Source organism: Stenotrophomonas sp. YJH_SMC_131 (assembly GCF_059367975.1).
Map to the genome: position 1 here is coordinate 347,797 of NZ_JCAFRJ010000002.1, position 26,790 is coordinate 374,586.

At 68.6% G+C, this 26,790-nt stretch carries 28 protein-coding genes; 13 read left to right on the top strand and 15 right to left on the bottom strand.

All coding sequences use genetic code 11. The annotated features are described in order from the left end of the window. Positions 1-25 precede the first annotated feature (25 nt). Positions 26-2,869, top strand: a complete 2,844-nt coding sequence (locus tag AC5P56_RS05390) for an autotransporter serine protease (RefSeq protein WP_288496735.1) — start codon at positions 26-28, stop codon at positions 2,867-2,869. Positions 2,870-2,916: 47 nt separating this feature from the next. Here the strand turns inward: AC5P56_RS05390 and AC5P56_RS05395 are convergent, their stop codons facing one another. Beyond that, entirely contained in the window at positions 2,917-4,014 is a 1,098-nt protein-coding gene (locus AC5P56_RS05395) for a Glu/Leu/Phe/Val dehydrogenase dimerization domain-containing protein (RefSeq protein ID WP_008264553.1), read from the bottom strand. A 278-nt stretch (positions 4,015-4,292) separates the two neighbouring features. Between AC5P56_RS05395 and AC5P56_RS05400 the strand changes: the two genes are divergently transcribed. After that, the gene (locus AC5P56_RS05400) at positions 4,293-5,369 is read left to right on the top strand and encodes an HDOD domain-containing protein (RefSeq protein WP_288496734.1); all 1,077 of its coding nucleotides are present in this window, start codon (positions 4,293-4,295) and stop codon (positions 5,367-5,369) included. Between the two features lie 3 nt (positions 5,370-5,372). On the opposite strand, the gene AC5P56_RS05405 is transcribed toward AC5P56_RS05400, so the two are convergent. The 3 genes from AC5P56_RS05405 to AC5P56_RS05415 all read right to left on the bottom strand — a co-directional run bounded on the left by AC5P56_RS05405 (position 5,373) and on the right by AC5P56_RS05415 (position 8,320). Beyond that, complete coding sequence (locus tag AC5P56_RS05405) at positions 5,373-6,965, bottom strand: phospholipase D family protein (protein ID WP_049404698.1); 1,593 nt, start codon at positions 6,963-6,965, stop codon at positions 5,373-5,375. Positions 6,966-7,073: 108 nt separating this feature from the next. Continuing rightward, positions 7,074-7,772 (bottom strand): RNA pseudouridine synthase, encoded by a 699-nt coding sequence (locus tag AC5P56_RS05410; RefSeq protein WP_046431915.1) that lies wholly within the window; start codon positions 7,770-7,772, stop codon positions 7,074-7,076. Between the two features lie 47 nt (positions 7,773-7,819). Beyond that, positions 7,820-8,320 (bottom strand): M48 metallopeptidase family protein, encoded by a 501-nt coding sequence (locus tag AC5P56_RS05415; protein WP_111207093.1) that lies wholly within the window; start codon positions 8,318-8,320, stop codon positions 7,820-7,822. 62 nt (positions 8,321-8,382) lie between these two features. Between AC5P56_RS05415 and AC5P56_RS05420 the strand changes: the two genes are divergently transcribed. Beyond that, positions 8,383-8,940 (top strand): DUF2058 domain-containing protein, encoded by a 558-nt coding sequence (locus tag AC5P56_RS05420; RefSeq protein WP_111207092.1) that lies wholly within the window; start codon positions 8,383-8,385, stop codon positions 8,938-8,940. A gap of 170 nt (positions 8,941-9,110) precedes the next feature. After that, on the top strand, positions 9,111-9,377 hold the full coding sequence (locus tag AC5P56_RS05425) for a DksA/TraR family C4-type zinc finger protein (protein WP_014647974.1): 267 nt from the start codon (positions 9,111-9,113) through the stop codon (positions 9,375-9,377). 206 nt (positions 9,378-9,583) lie between these two features. On the opposite strand, the gene AC5P56_RS05430 is transcribed toward AC5P56_RS05425, so the two are convergent. Next, complete coding sequence (locus tag AC5P56_RS05430; RefSeq protein ID WP_014647973.1) at positions 9,584-10,177, bottom strand: mechanosensitive ion channel family protein; 594 nt, start codon at positions 10,175-10,177, stop codon at positions 9,584-9,586. Between the two features lie 35 nt (positions 10,178-10,212). Continuing rightward, a complete protein-coding gene (locus AC5P56_RS05435; RefSeq protein ID WP_262093176.1) occupies positions 10,213-10,392 on the bottom strand; it encodes a hypothetical protein in 180 nt (59 codons plus the stop codon). 126 nt (positions 10,393-10,518) lie between these two features. Between AC5P56_RS05435 and AC5P56_RS05440 the strand changes: the two genes are divergently transcribed. From AC5P56_RS05440 to AC5P56_RS05450, 3 genes are read left to right on the top strand one after another with little or no spacing between them, the layout of a single operon-like run. After that, positions 10,519-11,097 carry an RNA polymerase sigma factor gene (locus AC5P56_RS05440; protein ID WP_032958649.1) on the top strand — a complete coding sequence of 193 codons (579 nt, stop codon included), beginning with the start codon at positions 10,519-10,521 and terminating at the stop codon, positions 11,095-11,097. Further along, entirely contained in the window at positions 11,094-11,627 is a 534-nt protein-coding gene (locus AC5P56_RS05445) for a hypothetical protein (RefSeq protein WP_046431913.1), read from the top strand. The genes AC5P56_RS05440 and AC5P56_RS05445 overlap by 4 nt, the downstream gene beginning before the upstream one ends. 11 nt (positions 11,628-11,638) lie before the next feature. Further along, positions 11,639-12,520, top strand: a complete 882-nt coding sequence (locus AC5P56_RS05450) for a DUF4097 family beta strand repeat-containing protein (RefSeq protein WP_288496732.1) — start codon at positions 11,639-11,641, stop codon at positions 12,518-12,520. Positions 12,521-12,569: 49 nt separating this feature from the next. Here the strand turns inward: AC5P56_RS05450 and AC5P56_RS05455 are convergent, their stop codons facing one another. From AC5P56_RS05455 to AC5P56_RS05465, 3 genes are all read right to left on the bottom strand, one after another. After that, a complete protein-coding gene (locus AC5P56_RS05455) occupies positions 12,570-12,752 on the bottom strand; it encodes a hypothetical protein (protein ID WP_005410566.1) in 183 nt (60 codons plus the stop codon). 11 nt (positions 12,753-12,763) lie between these two features. Further along, entirely contained in the window at positions 12,764-13,057 is a 294-nt protein-coding gene (locus AC5P56_RS05460; RefSeq protein WP_053462562.1) for a YkgJ family cysteine cluster protein, read from the bottom strand. Positions 13,058-13,286: 229 nt separating this feature from the next. Next, positions 13,287-14,648: an Hsp70 family protein gene (locus AC5P56_RS05465; RefSeq protein ID WP_142235308.1), complete on the bottom strand. Its 1,362-nt coding sequence runs from the start codon at positions 14,646-14,648 to the stop codon at positions 13,287-13,289. A gap of 192 nt (positions 14,649-14,840) precedes the next feature. Between AC5P56_RS05465 and AC5P56_RS05470 the strand changes: the two genes are divergently transcribed. Next, positions 14,841-15,176 (top strand): zinc ribbon domain-containing protein YjdM, encoded by a 336-nt coding sequence (locus AC5P56_RS05470; RefSeq protein ID WP_010482882.1) that lies wholly within the window; start codon positions 14,841-14,843, stop codon positions 15,174-15,176. Between the two features lie 7 nt (positions 15,177-15,183). On the opposite strand, the gene AC5P56_RS05475 is transcribed toward AC5P56_RS05470, so the two are convergent. Beyond that, on the bottom strand, positions 15,184-16,335 hold the full coding sequence (locus AC5P56_RS05475; protein ID WP_445391826.1) for a transglutaminase-like domain-containing protein: 1,152 nt from the start codon (positions 16,333-16,335) through the stop codon (positions 15,184-15,186). A gap of 229 nt (positions 16,336-16,564) precedes the next feature. Here AC5P56_RS05475 and AC5P56_RS05480 point away from each other — a divergent pair, with 229 nt between their 5' ends. The 4 genes from AC5P56_RS05480 to AC5P56_RS05495 all read left to right on the top strand — a co-directional run bounded on the left by AC5P56_RS05480 (position 16,565) and on the right by AC5P56_RS05495 (position 19,429). After that, positions 16,565-17,167, top strand: coding sequence for an HD domain-containing protein (locus AC5P56_RS05480; RefSeq protein ID WP_014647966.1), 603 nt, complete (start codon positions 16,565-16,567; stop codon positions 17,165-17,167). A 49-nt stretch (positions 17,168-17,216) separates the two neighbouring features. Then, the gene (locus AC5P56_RS05485) at positions 17,217-17,390 is read left to right on the top strand and encodes an oxidoreductase-like domain-containing protein (protein WP_032958663.1); all 174 of its coding nucleotides are present in this window, start codon (positions 17,217-17,219) and stop codon (positions 17,388-17,390) included. Then, positions 17,387-18,004, top strand: a complete 618-nt coding sequence (locus tag AC5P56_RS05490; RefSeq protein ID WP_046431904.1) for a DUF998 domain-containing protein — start codon at positions 17,387-17,389, stop codon at positions 18,002-18,004. Before AC5P56_RS05485 ends, AC5P56_RS05490 begins: the two co-directional genes overlap by 4 nt. A gap of 78 nt (positions 18,005-18,082) precedes the next feature. Further along, complete coding sequence (locus tag AC5P56_RS05495; RefSeq protein WP_032958666.1) at positions 18,083-19,429, top strand: virulence factor family protein; 1,347 nt, start codon at positions 18,083-18,085, stop codon at positions 19,427-19,429. A 124-nt stretch (positions 19,430-19,553) separates the two neighbouring features. Here AC5P56_RS05495 and mprF read toward each other — a convergent pair whose 3' ends face one another. After that, on the bottom strand, positions 19,554-22,118 hold the full coding sequence (gene mprF / locus AC5P56_RS05500) for a bifunctional lysylphosphatidylglycerol flippase/synthetase MprF (RefSeq protein ID WP_241887557.1): 2,565 nt from the start codon (positions 22,116-22,118) through the stop codon (positions 19,554-19,556). A gap of 192 nt (positions 22,119-22,310) precedes the next feature. Between mprF and AC5P56_RS05505 the strand changes: the two genes are divergently transcribed. Further along, the gene (locus tag AC5P56_RS05505; protein ID WP_005418155.1) at positions 22,311-22,658 is read left to right on the top strand and encodes a RidA family protein; all 348 of its coding nucleotides are present in this window, start codon (positions 22,311-22,313) and stop codon (positions 22,656-22,658) included. A gap of 50 nt (positions 22,659-22,708) precedes the next feature. On the opposite strand, the gene rnfB is transcribed toward AC5P56_RS05505, so the two are convergent. The 4 genes from rnfB to AC5P56_RS05525 all read right to left on the bottom strand — a co-directional run bounded on the left by rnfB (position 22,709) and on the right by AC5P56_RS05525 (position 26,444). Continuing rightward, on the bottom strand, positions 22,709-23,122 hold the full coding sequence (gene rnfB / locus AC5P56_RS05510) for an Rnf electron transport complex subunit RnfB (protein WP_014647962.1): 414 nt from the start codon (positions 23,120-23,122) through the stop codon (positions 22,709-22,711). Positions 23,123-23,147: 25 nt separating this feature from the next. Further along, positions 23,148-23,738 (bottom strand): HAD family hydrolase, encoded by a 591-nt coding sequence (locus AC5P56_RS05515; RefSeq protein ID WP_032958670.1) that lies wholly within the window; start codon positions 23,736-23,738, stop codon positions 23,148-23,150. A gap of 78 nt (positions 23,739-23,816) precedes the next feature. Then, entirely contained in the window at positions 23,817-25,898 is a 2,082-nt protein-coding gene (metG, locus tag AC5P56_RS05520; protein ID WP_014647960.1) for a methionine--tRNA ligase, read from the bottom strand. Between the two features lie 102 nt (positions 25,899-26,000). Next, on the bottom strand, positions 26,001-26,444 hold the full coding sequence (locus AC5P56_RS05525) for a DUF2147 domain-containing protein (RefSeq protein WP_032958676.1): 444 nt from the start codon (positions 26,442-26,444) through the stop codon (positions 26,001-26,003). Positions 26,445-26,790: the final 346 nt, after the last annotated feature.

Here is a 26,790-nt window from a genome sequence, read left to right on the forward strand (position 1 = left end):
GGTCAACGTTCATGGGAAGGAATCGATGGAACGCACGACGATGGTTAGGTCCGCGCTGGCAACGGCGCTGGCGATGGCAATGACGGCATGTGGCGGCGGCGGAGGCGGCGGCAACGTCCGCATCGATCCCCCTCCGACCACCCCCACACCCCCAACGACGCCCCCTCCGACGGCACCGCCTCCGGCCAAGCCGCAGGAACCGGCCTTCGACGCGCACCTGTCAGTGACCAATGCGCGTGCCGCACAGGCCGTCGGCCTGACCGGGCAGGGCGTGCGCATCGGCATCGTCGACTCGGGCGTGCAGCGCAACGCAGCGGCATTGAACGGGCGGGTGGTGGGCAACCTCAACTACATTGATCCGGCGCGCAACAACCTGCTGGTGGACGACGTGGTGGGCCACGGCACGGCGGTAGCCAGCCTGGCCGCCGGCGCGCCGGTGGGAACCTGGCCGGGCGGCATCGCCCCCGGTGCGCAGATCGTTTCGGCGCGGATCATCGCCGACAAGCCGCCGGTCGATGACGGCAGCGGCAAGGGCAATTCCTTCAGCGGTCCGCTGGGCGTGGCGCAGGTCCACCAGGACCTGATCAGCTACAACGTGAAGGTGATGAACAACTCGTGGGGCGGCCTGTACTGGACCGACCTGCCGACCACCGCGCAGGTGGCGGCCGAGTACCGTCCGTTCGTCATCAACCATGGCGGCCTGGTGGTGTTCGCGGCCGGCAACGATGCGCGCACCGAACCGAGCAGCCTGGCCGCCCTGCCCAGCCAGCTGGGCGTTGCCGGCTCGCTGCCGGCGGCCGACCTGGAGCGCGGTTGGCTGGTGGCGACCGCAGTGGATCCCTATGCACCGGGCACGCTGGCCAGCTACGCCAATGCCTGCGGGCAGGCGGCGCGCTATTGCCTGGCGGCGCCGGGCAGCGCGGTCTATCCCGATGCCAATGGCAGCACCTACTACTGGAACTACGGGACGTCCTTCGCCGCCCCGTTGATCTCCGGCGCCGCCGCGCTGGTCTGGCAGCGCTACCCGTACTTCGACAACAACCTGGTGCGGCAGACCCTGCTGGGCACGGCCAAGGACATCGGCGCGCCCGGCGTGGATGCGGTGTTCGGCTACGGCCTGCTCGACATCTCGCGGGCGATCAAGGGCCCGGGCCGCTTCGACTGGGGTGATGTAGTGGCCAATGTCGATGCGCCATCGAGCGGCTCGCTGTGGAGCAACGACATCGTCGGCAGCGGCGGCCTGGTCAAGCAGGGCGGGGGCACCCTGGTGCTCGCAGGCAACAACAGCTACAGCGGCGCCACCCGCATCGAACGCGGCATCCTGTCGCTGCAGAACGGCGGTGTCATCCGTTCCAACGTGACCATCCTCGGCCAGCCCGACCCGGATTCGACCGGCCTGCAGTTCAATGGCGGCACGCCGCGCGTGATCGGCAACGTGGTCAACGGCAGCAGCGTGTTCCTGACCACCGGCAGCACCACCGGCACCATCGAGGGCAACTACACGCAGCAGGCGGGTGGCCAGTTGATGATCGCGCTCGGTGCCAATGCGCTGCAGGTGACCGGCACGGCCTCGATCAATGGTGGCGTGCGCGTGCATGGCTTCGTCTCCGGCTACGTGCCGCAGAACGGCAGCCGCCAGGACCTGGTCCATGCGGCCGGCGGCCTGAGCGGCACCTTCAGCAGCCCGGCCTCCTCCAGCGGCCTGCAGGGCCTGTCGCTGCTGCAGAGCAGCTATGGCTATGACAGCAACACTGCCTGGTTGAACCTGACCCAGGTGAGCGTGACGGCGGCGGCGACCGGGCTCGCGGCCTCGGCGCAGTCCGCGGCGCAACGACTGGAAGATGCGTTCAGCGCACTCGATGGCAGTCCTGCGCTGCAGGGCTCGGCCTTCGGCACGGCGGCCGGTGCGCTGCAGTGGACCGGCGGTGGCAGCGAGGGCCTGGCAGCCAGCCTGCAGAGCCTGTCCGGGCAGGCGCATGCGCGGGCCGAGTCGGCCACCTTCGACAGCATCGACATGTCGCGCCGTGCGATCGCCGAGCGCTTCGATCGCGTGCAGGCGGCGCCGCGCCTGCGCGGGGCCTGGCAGAGCGCGCTCGGTGAGGCCGGGCAGGGCAGTTTTGCCGGCAATGCCGCCGACAGCCGTGGCTGGATGGCCGGCCAGGACCTGCCGCTGGGCAGCAATGGGCTGATGGGCGTGGCCTTTGGCGAGACCCGCAGCAATGGTGGCAGCAGCTTCGGCGGCGATCGTGGGCGTGATCGCCAGGCGCAGGCACAGTTGTACGCCGGTTGGAACCTGGGCCGGGGCTATGCGCTGGCGCAGGTCGGCAGCGGCCAGTTCACCCGTGCGCTGGATCGCCAGTTGCTGCTGGGCGCCGGTGCCTATGGTGTTTCCGCACGTTACGGCGGACGCTTCAGCAGTGCCAGCGTCGAAGGCGGCTATCGTTTCGGCCGCGCGGGCGCGTCGTTGACACCGTATCTGGGTGCCAGCACCACGCGCGTGGATACCGATGCCTTCAATGAGCTGGGTGGTTTCGGCTTCGGCCTGCGTGGCGACGCCAACCGCGTGCAGCGCAGCCAGATGCTGGCCGGTATCCGCGGCGAGCGCGGCTGGGGGCGCTGGACGCTGCGCGGGCACGCCGAGTGGCAGCAACGGCTCGACGGTGCCGATGCGGACTGGCAGGCCAGCTTCGTTGGTGTCGATGCCTGGGCACCCCTGGCGGGATGGGACGCACCGCGTGGCAGTGCGCTGTTCGGCGTGGCGCTGGAGTCGTGGTGGGGCCGCAATGGCCGCCTGAGCCTGGGCTTCGACCAGCGCGTCGGTGGCGAGGGCGCGCGCCAGGCGGCGCTGCGCTACAGCACCGGGTTCTGAGCGGGAGGTCGCGCCGGGACGTCAGCTCCGGCGCGACATCGGCAGGCTCAGCCGCCGCGCAGGTTGCCCAGGCGCGGGGTGCTGCGGCCCAGCGGCATCTTCAGCTTGCCGATCGACAGGATGCGGCTTTCGGCGATGCGGTCGGCCGCACGCTGCGGCGCGATGTTCTCGCGCTGCGACAGTTCGAAGATGCGGGTGAGGTTGTGATAGATGCTGCGGATCAGGCGCATCGCGCGTTCGCGGTTGTAGCCATCGATCTCCAGCGACACGTTCATCACGCCGCCAGCGTTGACCGCATAGTCCGGCGCATACAGGATGCCGCGCGCGTGCAGTTCATCGCCGATTTCCAGGCTCGACAGCTGGTTGTTGGCGGTACCGCAGATGATCTTGGCCTTGATCCGCGGCAGGGTGTCGGCGTTGATGGCGCCTTCCAGCGCGCACGGTGCGAACACGTCGGCGTTCACTTCGTGGATCTCGTCGGGCTTGACCGCTTCGGCGCCGAAATCGCTGACCGCGCGATCAACCAGTGCGCTGTCCAGGTCGGTGACATACAGCTTGGCACCGCGGTCGCGCAGCAGTTTCACCAGCTCCATGCCGATGTGGCCCAGGCCCTGCACCGCGATGCTGGTCTTGCCCACTTCCTCGTGGCCGAACTTGAAGCGCATCGCCGCCATCAGCGCCTGCAGCGCACCGTAGGCGGTGAACGGGGCCGGATCGCCGGAGCCGCCATGGACCTGGTGCACGCCGGTCACGAACTGGCTCTCCAGGTAGATGTTCTCCATGTCGTTGACGTCGGTGCCGACGTCTTCGGCGGTGATGTAGCGGCCGCCCAGCGAGTCGACGTAACGGCCGAAGGCGCGGAACAGCACCTCGGTCTTGTCCACCTTCGGGTCGCCGATGATCACCGCCTTGCCGCCACCGACGTTGAGGCCGGCCAGCGCATTCTTGTAGGTCATCGTCCGGCTCAGCCGCAGCACGTCGGCCAGTGCCTCGTCGGTGCTGGCGTAGGGGCGCATGCGCACGCCGCCCAGGGCCGGGCCCAGGGTGGTGTTGTGAATGGCGATGATCGCCTTCAGGCCGGCATCGTGGTTGTGGCAGAACACCACTTGTTCGTGGCCGGTGGTGGCGAGGGTTTCGAATAGCATGGCGTCTCCGATGGCGCGAACAGCGGCGAACTGCAGCGAACGGCCAGTGAACGGTAGGGTCCCAAAACAAAAAAAGCGACGTCGTCATGGCTGGGGGACGGGTCGCGCGGCGCCATTCTAGTCCATTCGCCCGGCCGTTGCCGTCGACGTCGGCGGCCGCCAGGTTAAAGAAGATGAAAGTGCGGCCGATGCTGCGACGACGGCGGGTGGCCGGATGGGCGTGAAGAGGCAGGGCGGTCAGTGACGGCAAGGGCATCACAACGACAGGACGGGCGGCGATGACAGCGGCATGGTGGAGATCGCTGCGCGGCTGGCTGACACGTTCGACCGGGACGGCACCGGCGCGGCTGGTTGCCGCATCCCGCCAGGCGGTGGCCGCCGCAGCCGCAAGCCTGCAGGGCGAGGCGCTGCCGTCGCCGGAGATCGCCGCTCACCTGCAACGCGGGCTGCATGCGCTTGCGTTGTACCCACGGCTGGCCGGCGAGCCAACGCCGCTGCAGGACCCAGGCCTGGGCGAGGCGGTGGCGCGCGCGCTGCAGGACCGCGACTGGGCGGCCAGGCAGCTGCCCCGCCGGCCGCAGCTGCTGCCGCAGCTGATCCAGACCGTCAACGACGATGCCGCCTCGGCCCGGGTGATGGCCGCGATCATCGGCCAGGACCCGGTGCTGACCGGCAACCTGCTGCGCATCGCCAACAGCCCGGCCTACAAGGTCCACGAGCGCCCGGTAGAGAGCCTGCAGCGGGCGGTGACCCTGGTCGGCACCGAGGGCGTGCGCCAGATCATCAGTGCGGTACTGGTGCAGCCGGTGATGCAGGTGCAATGCGAGGTGTTCCCGCAGTTCAGCGCGATCATCTGGGAGCACGCACTGCTGGCATCGCGTGCAGCGGCCGACCACGCACGCACGGTCACCTTCGGCGATGCCTTCGCCGCGCAGTGGCTGGGCCTGGTGCAGGGGCTGGGTGCGGCGCTGGTGATGCGCCAGCTGCTGCAGGAGGCACAGGCCCGTGGCGAGCCCGTGGAGCCGGCGTTGGCCCTGCAGCTGTTGCAGCAGTGGTCGTTGCCGCTGGCGCAGCGGGTCGCTGCCGCATGGGAGTTGCCTGAGCCGGTTCACCAGGCCTTGGCGGTGGATGCGGAAGGATCGTTGGCCGACAGCCTGCGCCTGGCGAGCGCGGCCGCAGCGGCCAGCCTGTTGTGCCGCCATGGGCATGCCAGCCAGAGCCGCATGCTGGCCCTGCTGGAGCAGCTGCCCTCGGCACCGCCGCATGCATTGCGCTGGATCTGGCGGCGCCTGCATGGGCGCAACGTGGAAACGCTGGACGAGGCCGGACAGGATGAGGCCACTCCGGCGTCCTGAGCGCTACAGCTGCGATTCCACCGGCAGCCAGCTGATCACCCGCGACAACCAGCGCTTGCGCGCCGTTGCCCCTGGCTCGGCCTCCACCCAGTGCGGTGGCGGTTCGCGCTCCAGCCAGCGCAACCGGCGGCGGTCGTCCAGTGCCAGCCACCAGCTGTGCCTGGGGTCAGCCAGGCGCAGGTATTCGTCCCGCAGCTGTGTACCCAGCACCGGATCGTCGAACAGCACACCCATTTCAGTGTTCAGGTAGGCCGAGCGCGGGTCCAGGTTGAAGGAGCCGACGAAACCGCGGCGGTCATCGATCAGGAATGCCTTGGTGTGCAGGCTCGCGCCGCTGCTGCCGAACACGCCGGCATCGCCCGACTGACCCTGTGCCTTCAGCTCGTACAGGTGGACGCCGGCTTCCAGCAGTGGCACGCGGTAGCCCATGTAGCCCCCGTGCACGGCGGCGACGTCGTTGGCGGCCAGCGAGTTGGTGACCACGCCCACCTGCACGCCCCGCCCGGCCATTGCCGAAAAGCCATCGAGGCCCTCGTTGCCGGGCACGAAGTAGGGCGAGATCAACAGGGCCTTGTGCCGGGCGGCCTGCAGCTCGCTGATCAGGGTCGACACCAGCCAGGTGGCGCGATCATCCCTGCGGTGCTTCATCGGCGGGTCCGACACGATGCGCACGGCACCGCTCCAGTGCAACGGCTCGGGGCTCGGGCGCTGCCGCTGGCGTGATTCGGCCACGCGCGCAAGGTAGGGGCGGGCCACGTCCCGCTGCGCCTCGTGGTCCGATTCGCGCACCAGCAGGCGCAGTTGTGCGTCGGTATGGAAGGCAAGCGCGGATACCGGAATGGCGGTTTCGCTGTTCCAGTAGTCGTCGAAGATCCGGTTGGCCTGCTCCACGGCGGGGCCGGCGACCAGCAGGTCCAGATCCTGGAAGTTCACGTCGGTGCGCGCGCTGAAGTACTCCTCGCCGATGTTGCGGCCACCGACGATTGCGACGCGGCCATCGGCGATCCAGCTCTTGTTGTGCATGCGGTGGTTCACGCTGAAGAAGCGCTGCACCATCTCCACCATGCGCAGGATGCCGGTCCGGTTGCGGAACGGGTTGTACAGGCGGATCTCGATGTTCGGATGGGCATCGAGCGCCATCATCAGCGCGTCCTTGTCCTTGGCATTCATGTCATCGAGCAGGATGCGCACGCGCACGCCGCGCTCGGCGGCGTCGTACAGCGCCTTGGCCATCAGGTGGCCGATCAGGTCGTCGTGCCAGATGTAGTACTGCAGGTCCAGGCTGCGGCCGGCCTGGGTGGTGATCATCGCGCGGGCGGCGAAGGCATCCATGCCATCGCTGAGGAAGGCCACGCCCGACTGGCCGGGATGGGCCGCCTGCAGCGGCACGATCTGCTGGTCGATGCGGGTCTGTGCCGGCTGCAGCGGCAGCACGTGCGAAGGCGCGCCATGCGCCTGCGGCGTGAGATGGTCGGCCAGCAGCAGCCCGGACAGGACCAGCAGCACCAGCACGGCGAGGATGATCGCAGCAACACGCAGCAGGCGTCGCCACAGCGGCTTGGGCAGGCTCATGCCCCGATGGTAGAGCCACGCCATGCGTGAAGGAATGCCTGCAGGATCGACAGGGGGTCAGAGCCCCTGCCTTCGGCACGGGATCCGACCCCCGGATCCCTCTCCACGGGAAAGGGCCCTGACCCGCACACCTCAGAACCGCTCGTCGCTGCCCAGGTAGCGCCACTGCCCCGGCGGCAGCGGCCCCAGCGCCACGCGTCCGATACGCAGGCGGCGCACGGCCGTGACCTGCAGGCCGGCGGCGCTGACCGCCACACGCAGCCCCTTGGCCGTCAGGCCCTTGCCGGCGAAGCGCAGGCGCTGCTCGCTCTGCCAGCTGACCTTGGCGCCGCCCGATTCCTGCTGCAGCCGCGCCATCAGCCACGGCCCGCGCTCGGGACCGCCTTCGGCCACTTCGATCAGGTATTCCTGCTCGGTACGGCCCAGGTTGCGCTGCAGGTGGGCCAGCGTGGCCGGATCCTGGCTGACCACCACCAGCCCGCTGTCGCTGGCCGGCAGCGAGGCGGCCAGCTGCAGGCCGTGGAAGTGACGCTGCAACGGACGGATGTCGCTGGCATCAAGTTCGCTGCGGCTGTCACTGCTGACCAGGGCACACAGGGTTTCGGCGGCGACACCGGCCGGCTTGTGCAGCAGCATGCTGACCCGCTCGGCCTTTTCATCGCTGGCCTGTTCGGCCACCACGATCACCGCGCTGCCATCGACCGGGCGCTGCGGCTGTTCCACCACGTCGCCGTTGACCGTGACCCAGCCGCCTTCGATGTAGCGCCGCGCTTCGCCGCGCGGGATGCCGAGCAGGGCGGACAGGCGTTTGTCGAGACGGATCGGTTCCATGGCAGGCAGGTCGGGCAGGGGGCGCGCAGTGTAGCTGCTGCGGCCGGTCAGCGCTGGCCGCGGTTGGCCAGCTCGGTCAGGTACAGGCGGGTATCGAACTCCAGCTGCAGGTACTCCGGCTCCATGTGCTGGCACAGCTGGTAGAAGGCCTTGTTGTGGTCGGCTTCCTTCAGGTGGGCCAGCTCATGCACCACGATCATGCGCAGGAACGCCGCGGGTGCCTGGCGGAACACGGTAGCGATGCGGATCTCGCGGCTGGCCTTGAGGCGGCCGCCGTGCACGCGGGAGATGGCGGTGTGGGTGCCCAGCGCGTGCTTGATCACTTCCAGCGTATTGTCGTAGCAGACCTTGTTGAGCGGCACCGACTTGCGCAGGTAACGGTCCTTCAGCTCCTGGGTGTAGTCGTACAGCTGGCGGTCGCTGCGCACCTCGTGCGGGTCGGGGTAGCGCTGCTGCAGCCAGGGGCCGAGCCTGCCCTGCGCCAGCAGCTCGCTGACCTGGGCAACCAGGGGTTCGGGATAACCGGTGAGGTACTTCAGGACTGCCATGCAGGGCCGGCGGGGCGTCGGTAGAATGGGGCATCCAAGATTACACGCGGTACGCACCGACCATGGCAAAGCCCAACGCGCTGCAGGAACAATTGCTCAAGGCCGGCCTGGCCAAGAAGTCGCAGGCCAGCGCCGCCGCACGCGAGCAGGCCAAGGCCCGCCAGGGCAAGGCCGAATCGACCTCGGCCGAGGTCCAGCGCGAGGCTGAACGTGCCCGCGCCGAGAAGGTCGAGCGCGACCGCGCACTGGCCGCCGAACGCAATGCCCAGGCCAGGCAGGCTGAACAGAAGGCCCAGGCCAGGCAGATCATCACGGCCCATGCCGTACCCCATAAGGGCGACGACGAGTACCGCTTCAGCGATGGCGCGGCGATCCGTACCCTGCTGATCGACCCCAAGCTGCGCAAGGCGCTGTCGGTGGGCGTGCTGGTCATCGTCGCCCACGGCGAGGGCTATGTGTTGCTGCCCCGCGCCGCCGCCGAAAAGGTGCGTGAACGCGCACCCGAAGCAATCATCGTCGACCACGGCCAGCCGGGCTCGACCGCCGAGATCTCCACCGGCAACGCAGAAGACGACGCCTATTACGCGCAGTTCCAGGTGCCCGACGACCTGGTCTGGTAAGCAAAAAGGGGACGGAGGGGATTAAGCCGCAATCGGCCTGATCGGATCCGTCGGCGTTCTGTTTGGCATCCTGAAGAGCAGCCGAGCATGGCTCGGCTCTACATGAAGGCCTTCCTTTTTGCCGGGGTGTATCGTCCCCATATCGGGCGACACACCTGCGGAGGATAGCCATGGCCACCGGTTGGGCAGGAGACGGCGCGGTCCAGGACCAGATCGACGCCACCGTCGACGACGCGATCGCCCGCGCGCGGCGCCAGCTGCGCGAGGGACCCGGTCTGGAACACTGTGAGGAATGCGACGCGCCGATCCCGTTGGCGCGGCGCCAGGCTGTGCCTGGTGTGCGATTGTGCGTTGCGTGCCAGCAGGCGCGGGACGACGAAGACCAGGCGCATGCCGGGTACAACCGGCGTGGCAGCAAGGACAGCCAGCTGAGGTAAAGGGGTGTTTTATTGCAGGGCTGCGCCCTGCACCTGCAGAAGCAACGTCAACATCAAAGGCGCCATCCATGGCGCTCACTGATCTGGCCCCCCTCAACCGGACCCACACCGCCCCGCCATCCCACGGAATGCCGCTCTTGATCTTGCTTCGGCTTCGGCTTCGGCCTCTGCAGGTGCAGGGCGCAGCCCTGCCGAAAACTCCACCCTCAACCGTCGCCCTGGATGCCGCCGGGGGCCTGCGCCGGGTCACGCCAGCGCCGTACCGTGCGCTGGAAGAACAGGTTGTTCGGCAGCTGCAGCACCGTGCCCTCGTGGCCCTCGCCGGTCTCCTGCAGCGTGGTGTAGATCAGGTTCACGTCGATCACCCGGCCCTTCAGGCCCGGCTTCTCGCCGTTCTCCAGCACTTCGATGTAGTCGTGCAGGCGGAACGGGCGGGTGGTGAAGATCAGCAGCGTGCAGAAGATGTTGGACAGCACGCTCCAGGCCGCGAAGAAGGCCACCGCGCCCACGGCCGCGAAGCCGGTGAACGCGGTCCACAGCACCGAGGGCTTCGCGCCGAGCAGGCTGAGGATGTACAGCAGGGCACTGAAATAGACCACGAAACTGGTGATCCGGCGCGCGCCCATCACCATCTCGGGCGGCAACGTGTAGTGCTCGGCGAAGCGGCGGATCAGGCGCCGGGCGAGCACGCGCAGGAGCCACGCGACCAGAAGCACCCCTACGATCTGCAGGGCGACGCCGGCGTAGTTCAACCACGGGTGGGTCCAGGGCGGCAGGTGATCCTTCAGCGACAACATCATGGGGCGACAACAGGTGGCAATAACGACCTTCGATGTTACCCGGCGCGTGCCGGGGATTCGACCGCCGGGGCCCAGGCCAGGCACATCAGCGCCTGGCGATGCTGTTGCAGGCAGGCACGGCCGTTACCGGGGTGCAGCTGCAGCGACAGGCCCAGTGCCTGCAGCACGACGCAGGCGGCGATCACCAGCAGGGCGGCGCAGGTTGGGCTGGACATGGCAGGACTCCTGGACGGCAATTTCGCGAAGGACCTTCCATGGATGCAGCAGGTGTCGAAAAGGTTGCACGGCAGTGATCGTCGTCCGGCTCTAAACCTTTTCCCGGGCCGCCGCATCCAAGCGATATGCTCGACACCACCATGCCCGCGCCGCCTGCCGCCCACGACGCCGTCGATGAACCCGCCCTGGTGCGGGCGGCCGCCGCCGGCGATACCTCGGCCTATGAACTGCTGTACCGGCGGCATGCACCGCGCGTGTTCGCCGTGCTGTGGCGGCTGTGCGGGGGCCAGCAGGCGCGTGCCGAAGACGCCTTGCAGGAAGCCTTCCTGCAGGCGTGGAAGGCGCTGCCGGGGTTCCGTTTCGAGAGCAGCCTGTCGACCTGGCTGCATCGCCTGGGCGTCAACGCTGCGCTGATGGAACTGCGTGGGCGCGCCGCCGGGCAGGACCACGACAGTCTTGATGATGTGGACGGAGGACTGCAGGAACTGGCCGTACACGACCGCTGCGCCGGTACCGAGCGCGACCTGGAGCGCGCGCTGGCGACGCTGCCGCCGAGGGCGCGCGCGGTACTGGTGCTGCATGACATCGAGGGCTGGAAACACCAGGAGATCGCCGCGCAGCTGCAGATGGCCGTCGGCAGCTCCAAGGCACAGTTGCATCGTGCGCGCGGCCTGTTGCGCGCACGGCTGGGAGACATGACATGAGTACACACGAACACGATTCCGACCACGATCTGGTGGCCCGACTGCGCGCGCTGCCTTCCGAACGCGGCCTGCCCGCCGATGGCTGGGCGCGGTTGTCGGCGCAGCTGCCGCCGCGTGAACCACAGGCGGCGCCTGCGCCGACCGGCAACGTGGTGGTGCTGCCGGGGCGTTCGCGCCGGCGCTGGTGGTTGCCGGTGGGGGCCGCACTGGCCGCAAGCCTGGCGCTCTACGCGGTGGCGCCGTGGCGCCATGCGCAACCGGACGCGCCGGTGCCGTCTACCCTGCAACTGCAGGCCGCGGCGATGACCGAGCAGTACCAGCAGGCAGTGGCCTCGTTGCCCGCAGGCCGGGCGCCGGAATGGCAGCCGGCGCTGCACGAACTCGATGAAAGCGCGGCACAGATCCGGGCCGCGCTGGCGCAGGATCCACGCGCGCCGCATCTGCTTGGCCAGCTCAAGCGCACCTATGCGCTGCGGCTGGAATTGACCCGGCAGGCGGCCTATGCCGCCGAGTCCGGCCTGACGACCTGAGGAGACCCCCGATGACACGAACCCTGATGACCTGCTGCGCCGCGCTGTTGCTGCTGCCCGCGGTGGCCCTGGCTGACACACGGATCGACGAGCGCCACAGCCTGGCCGCCGGCGGCCGCATCGAACTGAGCAACGTGGCCGGCAAAGTGAGCGTGCGTGGCTGGGACCGCAACGACGTGCAGCTCACCGGTACGCTAAGCGATGGCCTGCAGCTGCGCCAGGAGAAGAGTGCCAACCGCGTGCGCTGGGAGATCGAGTATCCGCGTCGCAACAACAACGGCGGCGCGACGCTGGTGCTGAACGTGCCGCGCTCGGTGGAACTGCTGCTGAGTACGGTCAGTGCCAGCCAGGACATCAGCGGCATCGATGTGCGCCGCCTGCAGGCCGACACGGTCAGCGGCAGCCTGAGCGCCTCCGGTCGCAGCGGCGACAGCAAGCTCAATACGGTCAGCGGCGGTGTCATCGCGCGCCTGCAGACGCCGAAGCTGGACGTGAACACGGTCAGTGGCCGCATCGAAGCCGGCGGCGGCGTGTCCGGTGACATCGGTGCACAGACGGTATCCGGCCGGGTCGAGGTCGATGCCGGGCGGGTGCAGCGGCTGGCGGTGGAAACCGTGTCGGGCAGCATCGACCTGTCGGCGGCCGGGCTGGCGCCGGGGGGCCGTATCAATGTCGAATCGGTGAGCGCGTCGGTCAACCTGCGCCTGCCACGCACGGTTTCGGCGCAGCTGTCGGTGAACAGCTTCAGCGGGTCGATCAACAGCGACGCCGGCCAGGTGGAACGGCCGCGCTACGGCCCCGGCAGCCATCTCGATACTCGGCTCGGCAATGGCGACGGTGACATCCGCATCCAGTCGCATTCGGGCAGTGTGCGGGTACGCCTGGATCGCTGAGCGCGGTCCGGCAGGCCGCGGCGGCAGCGCCGCCGCGGTCGGAGCTGGGTCAGCTGGCTTTCTTCAGCGCCCAGGTAGTGCCGAGGACTTCGATCTTGCCACCGGCCTTGCGGAACGCTGCCAGGTCCGAAGCGATCGAATCGCTGCTGACCACGGTGCTGGCGGCCGCGCCCTTGCGTTCGCTGCGGATGCTGTTGCTGGCCTTCGCGGGGGTCTTTGCCTTGCGGGGCATGGTTGCTCCTGTCAGGTGGAAGGGGAGGAAAGCGCCCAGGCATCGGCCTGGCGCAGGTAGTCCTGCCGCTCGCGGCGGCAGTCATCGCCGCCCATCGAGAACTGGCGGCAGATCGCCGGGCGCTGCGAATAGATCGTGCAGCGCAGGTGATAGGGATCGATCGCCGCGCACCAGCCTTCCTCGTTGCGCGCCATCACGGCACGGCCGTGGGTGTCGCGTGACAGGAACTGGCCGGGCACGTGGTCGCCGGGCTGCAGCAGCACGGGCAACCGGCAACAGACCGCGTCACAACGGCGGCAGTCGATGGGTGCAGGTGCTGCGTCAGGTTGTAAGGCCTCAGGGGCCTGGCGGGTGCCCAAAGCGGGTCTCAATGGCGGCTCAGGTGCTGCGCGGACCATGAACGAGCCAGGAAGGCATGGCCGCTAGGCCCGCTGGGCGGGCCAGGCTGCACCGTGGACACACACCGGCATGGCCGGTGGAAGGGGCAGCAGGGTTCTAGCCGACCAAGAGTAACTTAGACCGCGTAACGTTTTGTTAATCCTGGCTGGCTGCCGCCAGCGCAAGGCCCTGGACCACGCCCAGCGAGGGCTCGCCGTGGACCATGCGGGCGCCCGGGAAGGCGGCCGCCACCGCCTGGCGCAGGTAGCCGGCGCGGGACATGCCACCGGTCAGGAACACGGCATCCGGGTCGCCGCCGATGTCGCTGCGGACCTGGGCCAGCAGCTCGCGGATCTGCTCCAGGTAGCCATGGGCGGCGGCGGCCAGGCCGTCGGCGCTGCTGTCGGCATGCAGGTCGCGGGCGATGTAGTCCAGCGTGCTGCGGTGCTCGCTGGCAGCGCTGAGGGCGATCTTGGCGCGTTCCACGTCACGGTACAGGCGGGCGGTGTTGCCGGTGTCCTGCAGTGCCTGCAGGCGCTCGCCCCAGGGCGCGTCGACATGGTCGTACTTGTGCAGGCGGAATTCGCGCTGGCGGGTCATGTCCTGCACGGTGGCCGCTTCCACGTAGTGGTGGGCCGGTACGCGGGTGATGCCGCGGCCGAACAGCGGCATGTAGCTGGACAGGCTCAGCGCCAGGTCGATGTCGGTGCCGCCGCGGGCGATACCCCAGGCGCGGTGGATGCGCGGGGCGTCGTCGCCGCCGACTTCGGCATGGGCGATGTCGGTGGTGCCGCCGCCGATATCGACGATCACCGCCTGGTGCCGCTCGCGGCTTTCGGCGTGGTAATGCATGGCCGCCGCGGCTGGCTCCTCGAGGAAATCAACCTGGTCGAAGCCGGCCTGGGTGGCCGCTTCACGCAGGATGTCCAGCGCCTGGTCGTTGCCGGCTGCGCCGATCGAACTGCGGAACTGCACCGGGCGCCCGAGCAGGGCGGCGCGCAGCGGCCGGCCGAGCTGGGCACTGGCGGTCAGGCGGATGTGTTCGAGGATGTGCGCGGCGATGCCGGTGATGGTCTGCTTCGCGCGCGGGTGCAGGTTGTAGCCGAGCATCGACTTCGGGCTCTGCACCAGGTTGCCTTCGTGTTCCTCGAAATAGGCTTCCAGCGCTTCGTCGCCGTAGACCGCGTTCTGCAGCAGGTCGTTGGCGCTGCGTTCCTTGCCGGCGCGGGCTTCCATCCATTCCCGGCGCAGCGCGCGCAGGGCTTCGCGGCGCAGCGCCTGCGGCGCGCGTTCCTGGCCGGCGGCACGCGCCGCGCGCGCGGCGCTGTCGATCATCTGCTGCAGCTGGTGTTCCTGGCCGTCGTCGAGCTGGAAGTCGTCCGGGTCGGGCACCACGCCGGGGAAGTACACACTGGTGCGGAACTGCTCGGCGTCGCCGAAGCGGATCGGCAGCAGTGTTCCCTCATGCACGATGGCGGCGGCGGAGTTGCTGGTACCGAAGTCGATGCCGAGGCGCATGGGGAGTTCCGGGGGCGATCAGGGGCCGCGCACTCTGCTGCAGTTCGCCGCCGACTGCAAGTTCCTGCGGCCTCCCATTCCGTATCGGGAGGCCGGATCGGGTCAAGCCGGGAGCCGGGCGCCGCCCGGAAAAGGGCAGGCGAGCCGGGCGGTTACAATGGCGGCTGTTGATTCACTTTGAGGTACTTGCTGATGTCTTCTGCCCCCGCCTGCCCGCAGTGCACCCTGGAAAACACCTATGCCGATGGCGCGCTGTGGATCTGCGCCGACTGCGGCTTCGAATGGACCGCCGAGGAAAGTGCCGGTTCGACCCTGGTCGTGCGTGACAGCAACGGCAATACCCTGCAGGCCGGTGACACCGTCACCGTGATCAAGGACCTGAAGGTGAAGGGTTCCTCGATCCCGCTCAAGCAGGGCACCGTGATCCGCAACATCCGCCTGGTCGAGGACGATGCCGAGCACATCGAAGGCAACTCGGACAAGATCAAGGGCCTTGTCCTGAAGACCTGCTTCCTCAAGAAGGCCTGACCGGCCTTCAGCGCCTGGCCTGCTGCTGTGCGCGCCAGCGGGCCAGGCTGTCCAGCTTGGCCTGGTAGCGCGCCTGCTGCGGGGCACCGCCCAGCGCCTGCGCGCGCAGCAGTTCACGATCGGCGCGCCTGAGCTGGCCGGCCAGGAAATAGGCCCGCGCCAGCCCGAAGTGGAACTGGTGTGCGGTGTCGTACAGGCGCACGGCCTGCCGGTAATAGCGGATCGCCTGATCCAGTCGGCCGGCGCGTTCGGCCTCGGCGCCGAGCATGTACTGCGCGAACGGATCCTCGCGCTGCACCGACTGCAGGCGCTGCTCCAGCGCCTGCGCCTGCATGACCATGCCCAGCTTCCGGTACAGCGCGCTGGCGTTGGTCAGTGCAGCGTCCTGGCGGCCGTCCAGTCGCAGCGCCGTTTCCAATGCCCGGCGCGCGGCGGCGGTATCGCCCGTACGGTTTTCCAGCACGCCCAGGTTGTTCCAGGTGGCGGCGAAGCTGTTGTCCTGTGCCAGCGCGGCATTGAAGAAGGTGCGTGCACCCACCAGATCGCCGCTGGCCATGCGTTCGGCGCCGCGGTTGTTGTAGAAGTGTGCCAATGCCCGTGCCTGGCTGATCGGCAGCGGCCCGCGGCGGTCGTACAGCACGTTGCGATCCAGATCGACGGTGGCGAAGCGGCCGGCGAAGCCGACCCCGGCATTGACGTGGCCGACGCTGTAGACCAGGCCCTGGGCCTGGTCCTGGTACCACGACACGACCTGGCCGACTTCCTGCACGCGTGCCTGGATGCCGGCTTCGCGTGCCAGCGCGACGAACATCAGGGTAAAGGCCAGGCAGTTGGCGCGCCGCTGCTGCCAGATCTCGCTGACGGTGAAGGTCGCATCGGCGTCGTACTGCAGGTCCAGACCGTGGCGGTCGAAGATCATCTCCACCAGCGCCTGCAGGCGCTGCTCGCGGGAGTAACCGTGATTGATCACCTGCGTGCGCAGCATGTCGCGCATCGCCGCTGGAATCGCGAACACCTGCTGCGGCGTCGGCATCGCCGGAGTGGCGGTGCTGGCAACGGCCAGCGGCGCGGCCGTTCCCGGATGATCCTGTGCGATCGCGGACGGTGCTGCCAATGCGGCCAGTGCGAGCAGAACGAATCGGGCGGCAGGACGGTACATGACGGCTCCCGGCAGCGGCGGGCGCTCCCGCCTGAGGCGAGTGTAGACCTGTGCGCGCACCGCTGCAGCGACCGTTGGTCGGTCCGCACGTTCATCCACAACCGGTGTGGACCAGCGCTCGGGAAAGCTGTGGACAACCGCGTTGCGGCCTAGTGCGAAGGGCGTTGTGAGGACGTGGTGAAAAAAGCGACAGCTTGCCCGTCAACCGCGCAGGCGGGATGATCCGGGCATGGACTTTTCCCCGCTGACGCTCGCTCCGGCGCAGTGGCAGGCGCTGCAGGACAGCTATGCAACGCCACCACGCGCCTACCATCACTTCGGCCACGTGCGCGCGGTGCTGCAGCACTGCCAGGAGGTTGCCGACGGCCCCGGCTGGCAGCAGCCGGCCGAGGTCTACCTGGCCGTGCTCTACCACGATGCGATCTACGTGGCGGGGCGAAAGGACAACGAAGCACGTTCGGCGCAGATGGCCCTGCAGGCGATCACGCAGGCGCCGGAACTCGCCGCTGTCGATGCCGCCCGGGTCGAGCAGCTGATCCTGCTGACCGCCCGCCATGGCGCGCTCGGCCCGGACGATGTCGATGCCGAGGCCGCGCTGTTCCTGGACTGCGACATGGCGATCCTGGCCGCGCCGGAACCGGTGTTCACCGCCTATGACCGGGGCGTGGCCGAAGAGTACAAGGGCGTGGTGCCGGGCTTCCTGTATCGCGCTGGCCGCCGCCGTTTCCTGCAGGGCCTGCTGCGCGCACCGCGCATCTTCCTCAGCGAGTTCTTCCACCAGCGCCTCGACGCGGCCGCGCGCGACAACCTGCGGCGGCAGCTGGGTCGCTGAGCCAGCCCGCTACACTGGGGCCCGTTTCCACCGATTGCCGCTTCCAACCGTGTCCGTCCCTGATCCCGATCCCCGTCCGCTGCCGCCGGAAGAGCCCGGTCCCAACGAATGCTGTGGCAGCGGTTGCCCGCTGTGCGTGCTGGACCTGTATGCCGACGAGCTGCAGCGCTATCGCAAGGCGTTGGCCGAATGGCAGGCGCGGCACCCGGAAGCCTCCGCATGAGCCGCGCGCGTCCGGCGGCGCTGCTGGCGCTGGCAGCCCTGGTTCTGTTCCTGGTTACCGCGCTGTGGACCCAGTTCGCACGCACCGACCTGGACTGGGTGCGGGCCACGCTCAGCCTCTACCTGCACGGGCCGTGGGGGCTGGCGTTGCGTGCGGCGTACTGCCTGCTGGCACTGGCGATCACCCTGCTCGGCATCGCCCTTTATCGCGGCAGCATCGGCCCGCGGCGCAGCGCGGCGGCGCCGCTGCTGTTCACGGTCTCGGCGCTGGGCCTGGCCACGGTCGCCATCGGTGACAGCTGGCTGCCCGAAGCAACCCCGCTGCTGGCACCGTTCATCCACGGGTTGGCGGCCAACACTGCGTTCCTGTGTGCCAGCGTCGGCATGCTGCTGCAGGCCTGGTACCTGCGCCGCGAACCGGGCTGGCAATCCGCCGCCGGCCTGCTCTGGGGCTGGGCCTGGCTGGCCTTCGTGCTGCTGTGGCTGCACGTGCTGTGGCGTGGCGGGCCGCCGCGCGGGCTGGGGCAGAAAGTGGTGATCGTGGTGATCGTGGGCTGGCTGCTGTATCTGGCGGTGGCGCTGTATCGGCGCAGTCGTCGCGCCGCAGCCTGCTGAAACCCCAACGGCCTGCACCGGTACGTGCCGTGCACGTGGAGGCAGCGTATCGTGTGCGCATTCCATCGGGGCTGCGATATGAAGCGTGCAGGGCTGGGCAGGGTAATGGGCGTGGTGCTGGCGCTGGCCGCACTGCCGGCAACCGCGGCAGCGACCGTGCAGCAGTTCAGCCACGGGCGGTTCGAACAGATTCCGGTGCATATGCCGGCCGGTACCCCGCAGCGGGTGGTGATCTGGTTCCACGAACCGACTCCCGGTGGCGATACCAGCCGTCTGCCGATCGAGGCCCTGCGTGCCGACGGTGCGATGGTCGCCGCCGTGGACATCGCGCACCTGCGCGGCGTGCTCAAGCGCGAAGGCAACCCGACCTGTTCGTTCGGTTCCGGCGATGTCGAGAATTTCTCGCGCTGGCTGCAGGCCTCGCTGCATCTGCCCGGGTACCACCTGCCGCTGGTCGGCGGCGATGGCGAAGGCGCTGAAATGGCCTATGCGCTGGCTGCGCAGGCCGATACGCAGGTGTTCGCCGGCCTGCTCACCACTGGTTTCTGCCCGGACCACAACCACGAGCGCATGGTCTGCGGCGATGGCGTGAAGCGCAACACGCTGCAACCCGCCGAACTGAACTTCCCGTGGTTGAGTGCAGCCGGTGATCACGGCTGCAAGGCGGGCGAGGCCAGCGGTTTCGTGCAGCAGGTGGCGATGGCGCGCGAGTTCAAGCGCACGGCGCGTGGTGATGCCTCACCGGGCCTGGTGGCTGCAGCGCGGGTGATGGGTGCGCAGGCAGGCGTCAGCCTGGCACCGCCGCCGGCCGCGCTGAAGGGCCTGCCGGTGGTGGAAGTACCGTCGACCGGCAACGGCGACACGCTGGCCGTGTTCGTCTCCGGTGATGGTGGCTGGGCCGGCCTGGACAAGGACGTGGCGTCGTCGCTCAACGAGCACGGCGTGGCCGTGGTCGGCATCGACTCGCTGCGCTACTTCTGGAGCGAGCGCACGCCGAAGGGCTTCGCTGCTGACCTGCAGAAGATCATCGATCACTACCGCCAGCAGTGGCACCGCGACAAGGTGATGCTGATCGGTTTCTCGCAGGGGGCCGACGTGCTGCCGGCGACCATCAACCAGCTCGATGCCGATACCCGTGCAGCGCTGGATCGCATCGTGCTGCTGTCGGTAGGCAAGAAGGCCGACTTCGAGTTCCACGTCAGCAACTGGCTGGGCGGCGGCGGCGACGGCCTGCCGATCGCGCCGGAAGTGGCCAGACTGCCGGCGGAGAAAACGCTGTGCGTGTACGGCGACAAGGATGAGGACGCACTGTGCCCGGACCTGCCGGCCAATGACGGTGTGAAGAAGGTGAAGCTGCCGGGTGACCACCATTTCGGTGGTGACTATGATCGGCTGGCCGAGGTGATCCTCAAGGGCGGTATGTAGCGCTTGGTAGACGCCGACCTTGGTCGGCGCTGGGGCTGAGGGCGCCTTGGGGATGAGCGTGTCGACCAAGGTCGACACCTACCGGGCGACAGGTGGCGCCGGGTATGCCTGGTGGTACGGGGCTTCAGTTGCGCCGCGGGTCCAGCGAGATCAGGCGCGTGGCATCCAGCAGTGCGGCCGGCAGGTGCATGCCACCCGGCGCAGCGAGATAGCGTGGCCGCCACTGCGGGTCGAACTTCGACTTGAAGCGGCGCAGGCCACTGAAGCCGTAGAAGCGTTCGCCATGCCGCGCCAGCAGGCCGGCCAGGCGGTTCCAGCGGCCGGCCAGGCGATGCTGTGCCAGCCCGGACAGTGGCGCCATGCCCAGCGAGAAGCGTGCATAGCCCTGCGCGCGGCCCCACAGGAACAGCTCGATGAAGAGGAAGTCCATCGTGCCCTTCGGCGCCTCGTTGACGTGGCGCATCAGGTCCACCGACAGCTCGGCACCGGCCGGCGCCTGCCACAGGTTGGCGAACGCCACGATCTGGCCTTCGGCCTCGACCAGTGCCACCGGGAACCGCACCAGGTAATCCGGGTCGTAGCTGCCCAGCGAAAAGCCCTTTTCGTCGCCGGCCTTGTCTTCCAGCCACGCGTTGGAGATCGCGTGCAGGCGCGGCAGCAGGCTGGGAATTTCCTCCACCGGTGCCACACGGAAGGACAGGCCGCCGCGCTTGCCGCGGTTCCAGGCCTGGCGCAGGTCCGCACGTTCGCGGCCTTCCAGGCCGAAATCGTGCAGCGGCACCATCGCTTCTTCGCCCAGCTTGACCAGGCCCAGGCCCAGGTCGAGGTAGGTCTGCCAGTAGGACTCGCCGACCTGGTAGAACACCGGGCGCAGGCCGAGCCGGTCGGCTTCCTCGCGGAAGCGCCAGATCAATGCGCGGGCGACCTCCGGCGGGCCGACGGGATCGCCCATCGCGATCAGCGAACCGCCGTAGCGCTGCATCATCACGAAGCCCTGTTTCGCCTCGTCGCGCAGCACCGCCTTGTCGGCGGTCAGCACCAGGCAGGCCTGGGTATCGGTGGCACCGGCCAGTACCGGCGCCAGTGATTGCAGCGTGGCCTCGTCGGCGGCTGGCAGCGGGCTGCGCGTGCTGTGCAGCAGCCGCGCCAGGCCGAACATCACCAGCGCGATCGCCACGACCAGCAACGCGCGCAGCGCGCGTGGTGCGTTGCCGGATATCGCAAACTGCCACCACAGCTCGTTCTGGTACTCGACATGGCTGTAGGTGAAGAACAGCAGCCAGGTGACCGCGACCAGCACCAGGCCGAGGTTGCGCAGCCACGGCCATGACCAGGCTTCGTCCAGCAGCGCGCCCTGACGGTAGAACTCGCGACGTGCGGCCCACAGTGCCATCGCAACCAGCACTGCCGAGACGGCGATCAACAGTTGGCCACCCCGCAGCCACAGCGGCAGCGGGGTGATCATGCACACCGCCATCGCCAGCACCCACGCGGCGTGGCTGCGCCGGGCCAGGCCCTGGCCGATCAGCAGCAGTGCGACGCCGCTGAGGCTGCCGATCAGGTGCGAGGTCTCCAGGATCGGCAGCGAGGCATTGACCAGGTGACGGCGTGGCGTCGGCAGCGTGCCGTCGATGACCAGTGCGGCGCCGATGCTGAACACCGCCAGCGCGATGATCTGCGGCAGCCACGGGCGCAGCGCGTTCCAGCCCGCACGGGTTGCCCCGGCGCTGGCCTGCAGCGGTTGGCGCAGGGCGGGCGCGAGCGCGAGCAGGGTGGCCAGCACCAGCGGCAGCACGTAGTAGGTGACGCGGTAGATCAGCGCCGCTGCCAGCACCGCCGCCGGTGCCACCTGCGGTAACAGCTTCAGCAGGCTCCACTCGAACACGCCAAGGCCGGCGGGCACGGTCGAGACCAGGCCGGCCAGCACGGCCACCAGGTACAGGCCGACGAAGCCGGGCAGTCCGGTCGGCGTGGAGTCCGGCAGCAGCACGTAGAACGCGGCACTGGCCAGCACCAGTTCGATCACGCTCAGCACGGTGACGCCGATCATGGTGCGGCGGTCGGGCAGCCACAACGCATGGCCGAACACGCTGAACTGCCGTCCATCGCGGCCGACCAGCAGCACGGTGCCGAGATATGCGAGCAGGGCGACGATGCCGACGATGCGCACGGCATCGGGATTCAATGGCAATGCCAACGCTGCCGCTGCAGGTTCCATGCACAGTGCCACGCTGATCAGCAGCCATGCCCCGAACACGAAGCCGAGCGTGCTCATCAGCACCACCTGGCCGATCTGCGCCAGGTCCAGGCCGGCGCTGCGGTAGCCACGCAGGCGCACCGCGCCGCCGGTCAACGCGGCAAAGCCCACGGTCTGGCCCAGCGTGTGCGCAAGGAACGCGGTGATGCCGACTCGCGCAGGGTGCACGCGGATGCCGCTGCGACGCAGGCCGATGGCATCGAAGCCGATCAGGCAGGCGTAACTGGCCAGGCCGAGTACCACGGTGAGCGCGATCTGCATGCCACTGAGCTGGCGGAACGCCTGGCGGATGGCCCGGTAGCCGTGCTCGTCGAACTCGTTGGCCAGGCCGTGCAGGGCCAGGGCGAGGATCAGCAGCGGGATGACGATGGTGGCAACCCGCTTCCAGGCTGGCGTGGAAGGGGCAGTGGTGGAATCGACGGGGACGGTCATCGGCGCAAGGGTGCGGCAGGAGGGGCGAGGGCGGTGTCAACGCGGGCGTGGCGCATCGTGCGCCTGTCATCGTCATTTGACCAGTGGGACCGTCGGAGCCCGGTAGTGACGTGTCGCGGAAGGTGCCCGTGCACCCACCGTCGACCGGATTGGAGGACAATGCAGGCCTGATCACCCGCAGGAGCCACGCCCATGATGGAGCGTTACGACGTCGGACCGCGCATGTCCGAAATGACCGTGTACAACAAGGTCGCCTACCTCTCCGGCCAGATTCCGGAAGACACGAGCCAGGACATCACCGGGCAGACCCGGCAGGTGCTGGCGGAGATCGACAAGCTGCTGGCACTGGTCGCCAGTGATCGCCAGCACGTGCTGCGCGCGGAAGTGTTCCTGGCCGATATCGCCGACTTCGACGGCATGAACAAGGCGTGGGACGAGTGGGTGGTCGAGGGCGCGACCCCGGCCCGCGCAACCTTCGAAGCCAAGCTGGCCCACGCCGAGTGGAAGGTCGAGATCGTGGTGACGGCGGCCGTGCCATAACTGCGGGATGGGGTCGGATCCCTTTCCCGCGGAAAGGGATCCGACCCCTGTTACAGGGGCAGCAACTCGATGCAGTCCACCGGGCACGGCGGAATGCACAGTTCGCAACCGGTGCACAGATCGGCGATGACCGTGTGCATGTACTTGGCGCCGCCGACGATGGCGTCCACCGGGCAGGCCTGGATGCACTTGGTGCAGCCGATGCAGTCGGCTTCCACGATCAGCGCCACCTGCGGCACCTTGTGTTCGCCACGCGAACGATCAAACGGAATGGCAGGCACGCCCAGTACCTGCGCCAGCGCGCGCGCGCCGGCATCGCCGCCCGGCGGGCAGCGGTCCACGCCCACCTCGCCGCGCGCCATCGCCTGCGCATATGGGCGGCAGCCGTCGTAGCCGCACTGCCCGCATTGGGTCTGCGGCAGCAGGCGGTCGAGGCGTTCGGTCAGGGGCGGGATCAGGCTCATGCGTGGCGAAGGCTGCGCGTCGGGGTTACTTCAGGGGTTTGCCACGGAACCAGCGCTCGTGGGCCAGCGCCAGCATCGGCTTGTCTTCGGAACTGTCACCGTAGGCATGGATGCGCACGTAGCGGGACAGATCGAACTGGCGACGGATGTGCTCGACCTTGCGCGGGCCGCAGTCGCCACCGGCATAGCGACCGGTCAGGCGGCCGTCCTGGCTTTCCAGCCGGTTGCAGATCAGCTGCAGGCCCAGCTGCTCGCACCATGGCCGCAGGTACAGGTCGAGCGAGCCGGACACGATCACCACGGTATGCTGCTGTTCCCTGTGCCAGCGGATCTGCTCCAGCATTTCCGGGCGCACCACCTCGGGCAGGAACTCACGCGAGAAGCCTGCGGCCAGCGTGGCGATGTCATCGCTGTGGCGGTTGCTGAAGGTCAGGCGGGTGACGCGTGCACGGATGCGTTCGGCCGAGATCAGTTTCAGCTTGTATGCGGCCAGCCACGGGCCGACCTTCCACCACGCCTGCGCCAGCTGTTCGGCGGTGGCCACGCGGCGCAGGAAACGGCCATAGGTATCGCAGGTGGTCACGGTGTGGTCGAAGTCGAACAGCGCCAGTTCCATTCCATTGCTTCCCATCGCGTTGCCTCCGCTGGCCGATGCTGCCGGCAGGCGCGGCGGTGGCCGCGCCCGCTGCAGGCATCAGCGGACCGGCATGCCCGGCTGCGCGCCGCTGTCGGCGTCCAGCAGCGCCAGCGCGCCGCCGTCGAAACCGGCCGACAGGATCATGCCTTCGCTCAGGCCGAAGCGCATCTTGCGCGGGGCCAGGTTGGCGATGAACACCACGCTGCGACCGACCAGGGCTTCCGGCTCGCCGTAGCTGCCACGGATGCCGGAGAAGATCTGGCGCTTGCCCAGTTCGCCGGCATCCAGTTCGAAGCGCAGCAGCTTGTCCGAACCTTCCACGAACTCGCACACCAGCACCTTGCCGATGCGCAGGTCGAGCTTGGCGAAATCGTCGATGCCGATATAGGCCGGAGCATCGGCGCTCTTCGCGTCGTCCTTGGCCGGGGCCGGTGTGGCCGGCTTGGCGGCGTCGGTCCTGGCGGCGGGGGCGGCAGCGGCGGCCGGCTGCAGGGTGTCCTTGGAGGCGTCGATCATGGCGTCAATCTTCTTCGGGTCGATACGGGTGAACAGCGGGGTGTAGTCGGTGATGCGGTGGCCCAGCAGCGGCTGTGCCAGTTCGGTCCAGTCATTGACCGGCGCGGCCAGGAAGGCCTCGGCCTGCGCGGCGGTGGCCGGCAGCACCGGCTTCAGTGCGGTGACCAGCACGCGGAACAGGTTCAGGCCCTGGCTGCACACGGCCTGCAGCTGCGCGTCGGCGCCTTCCTGCTTGGCGATGACCCACGGCTTGACGTCGTCGATGTAGCGGTTGGCTTCGTCGGCCAGGGTCATGGTCAGGCGGATCGCCGCAGCCGGGTCGTTGCGCTCGTAGGCTTCGCGGATCGGCGCCAGGCCGTCGACGAAGCGCTGGTACTGCGCCGCGTCGGGCAGCTGCGCGGCCAGCTGGCCGTCGAAGCGCTTGCTGATGAAGCCGGCGCAGCGGCTGGCCAGGTTGACGAACTTGCCGACCAGGTCGGCGTTGACGCGGGCGATGAAATCACCCAGGTTCAGGTCAAGATCGTCGACGCCACCGCCGGACTTGGCGGCGTAGTAGTAGCGCAGCGCTTCCGGCTCCAGGCCGGCATCGAGGAAGGTACGCGCCATCACGAAGGTGCCGCGCGATTTGCTCATCTTGGCACCGTCCACGGTCAGGTAGCCGTTGACGTGCAGGCGGGTCGGCGCGCGGTGGCCGGTACCGTGCAGCACCGCCGGCCAGAACAGGCCGTGGAAGTTGACGATGTCCTTGCCGATGAAGTGGTGCAGTTCGGTGGCGGTGCCGGCGCGCAGGTGCGCTTCGAAGTCTTCGCCGAGCTTGCCGCACAGGGTCTGGAAGCTGGACAGGTAGCCGATCGGCGCATCCAGCCAGACATAGAAGTACTTGCCCGGCTGGCCGGGAATCTGGAAACCGAAGTACGGCGCATCGCGCGAGATGTCCCACGCGCGCAGGCCACCTTCGGCGTTGAGCCACTCACCCAGCTTGGCCTTCACGCCCGGCAGGGCGACATCGCCGGCCAGCCATTCGCGCAGGAATGCATCGAAGTGGCCCACCTCGAAGAAGAAGTGCTCCGAATCGCGCATTTCCGGCGTGGCGCCGGAGATGACCGAACGCGGCTCCTTCAGGTCGGTCGGTGCATAGGTCGCGCCGCAGACTTCGCAGTTGTCGCCGTACTGGTCGGGGCTGCCGCAGTTCGGGCAGATGCCCTTGACGTAGCGGTCGGGCAGGAACATGCCCTTGGCCGGGTCGTAGAACTGGGCGACCGAACGGCGGCTGATGTGGCCGGCCGCTTCCAGCTTCAGGTAGAACTGCTCGGTCAGTGCCTTGTTGGCCGCCGAGTTGGTCGAGTCGTAGTGGTCGAAGGCCACGCCGAAGGCGGCGAAGTCACGTTCGTGGCTGGCCTGGATGTTGGCGATGAAGGTTTCCGGGGTGACCCCGGCCTTTTCCGCGGCCAGCATGATCGGCGTGCCGTGGGTGTCGTCGGCGCAGACGAACCAGGCCTTGCCGCCGCTCATTCGCCGCGCACGCACCCAGATGTCGGCCTGGATGTAGCCGACCAGGTGGCCCAGATGCAGCGGGCCGTTGGCGTAGGGCAGGGCGGTGGTGACGAGCGCGGTACGGGTCATGGTCGCGGGGTGAAGCCGAGGGGAACCGCAGAGTATCGCATGCCCGCAACGACGTGACCCGGCCGGGGCCGGGTCACGGGGATGAAGCGGGGGCCGGGGCGCTTACTCGCGCTGCCAGGTCTGCGCGCGGCAGATGAAGGCGATGCAGCCGGACACGTCCAGCCTGGTGCCACCCGGCTGCAGCTCCATCTTCGACTTGTAGGTCTTGCCGTTGGCCGGGTCGAGGATGGTGCCGCCGGACCACTTGTTGGCGCCATCGGCCTTCAGGTTCCAGAGGATGGTCATGCCCTTCACCGGCTTGTTCCTGTTGGCGCCTTCACATCCATCGCAGACCGGGTTCGGGCCCTTGTCCGAGTGCAGGATGTCGACCACCTTGCCGGTCAGGGTGCCGTTGGCGGCTTGGCTGATCTCGACGATCGACTTCACCTTGCCGGTCTTGTCGTCGATGGTCTTCCAGCGGCCGGCGGCGCCGTCGGCGGCCTGGGCCGACAGGGCGGCCAGGCACAGCGGCAGTGCCAGCAGCAGGGTCTTGAAGGTGTTGCGCATGGTCCCCTCCCAGGGTTCATTCCGGCACGGTGCCGGCATGGGTCGACTGTATACCCATTCGGCGGGGTATGGGGAAGGGGGGCTTTGCAGGGCTGCGCCCTGCACCTGCGGAGGCAGCCGCAACAGCCGGAGCAACAGCAAAAGCGGACTTGCTGAGGGATGGCGGGGCACTGTGGGTTTGCGGGGCCGCCGTAAACCCGTCCCTGGGGGCTTGGTCGCCGCATCCATGCGGCTCACACCCCGCAAACCCACAATGCCCCTCCTTCGACAGTTTCCGGCGATCTGCCGGTGCTGGTGCGGTTGGTGGGTGTCGACCTTGGTCGACACAGATCCATGCCATGCGTGG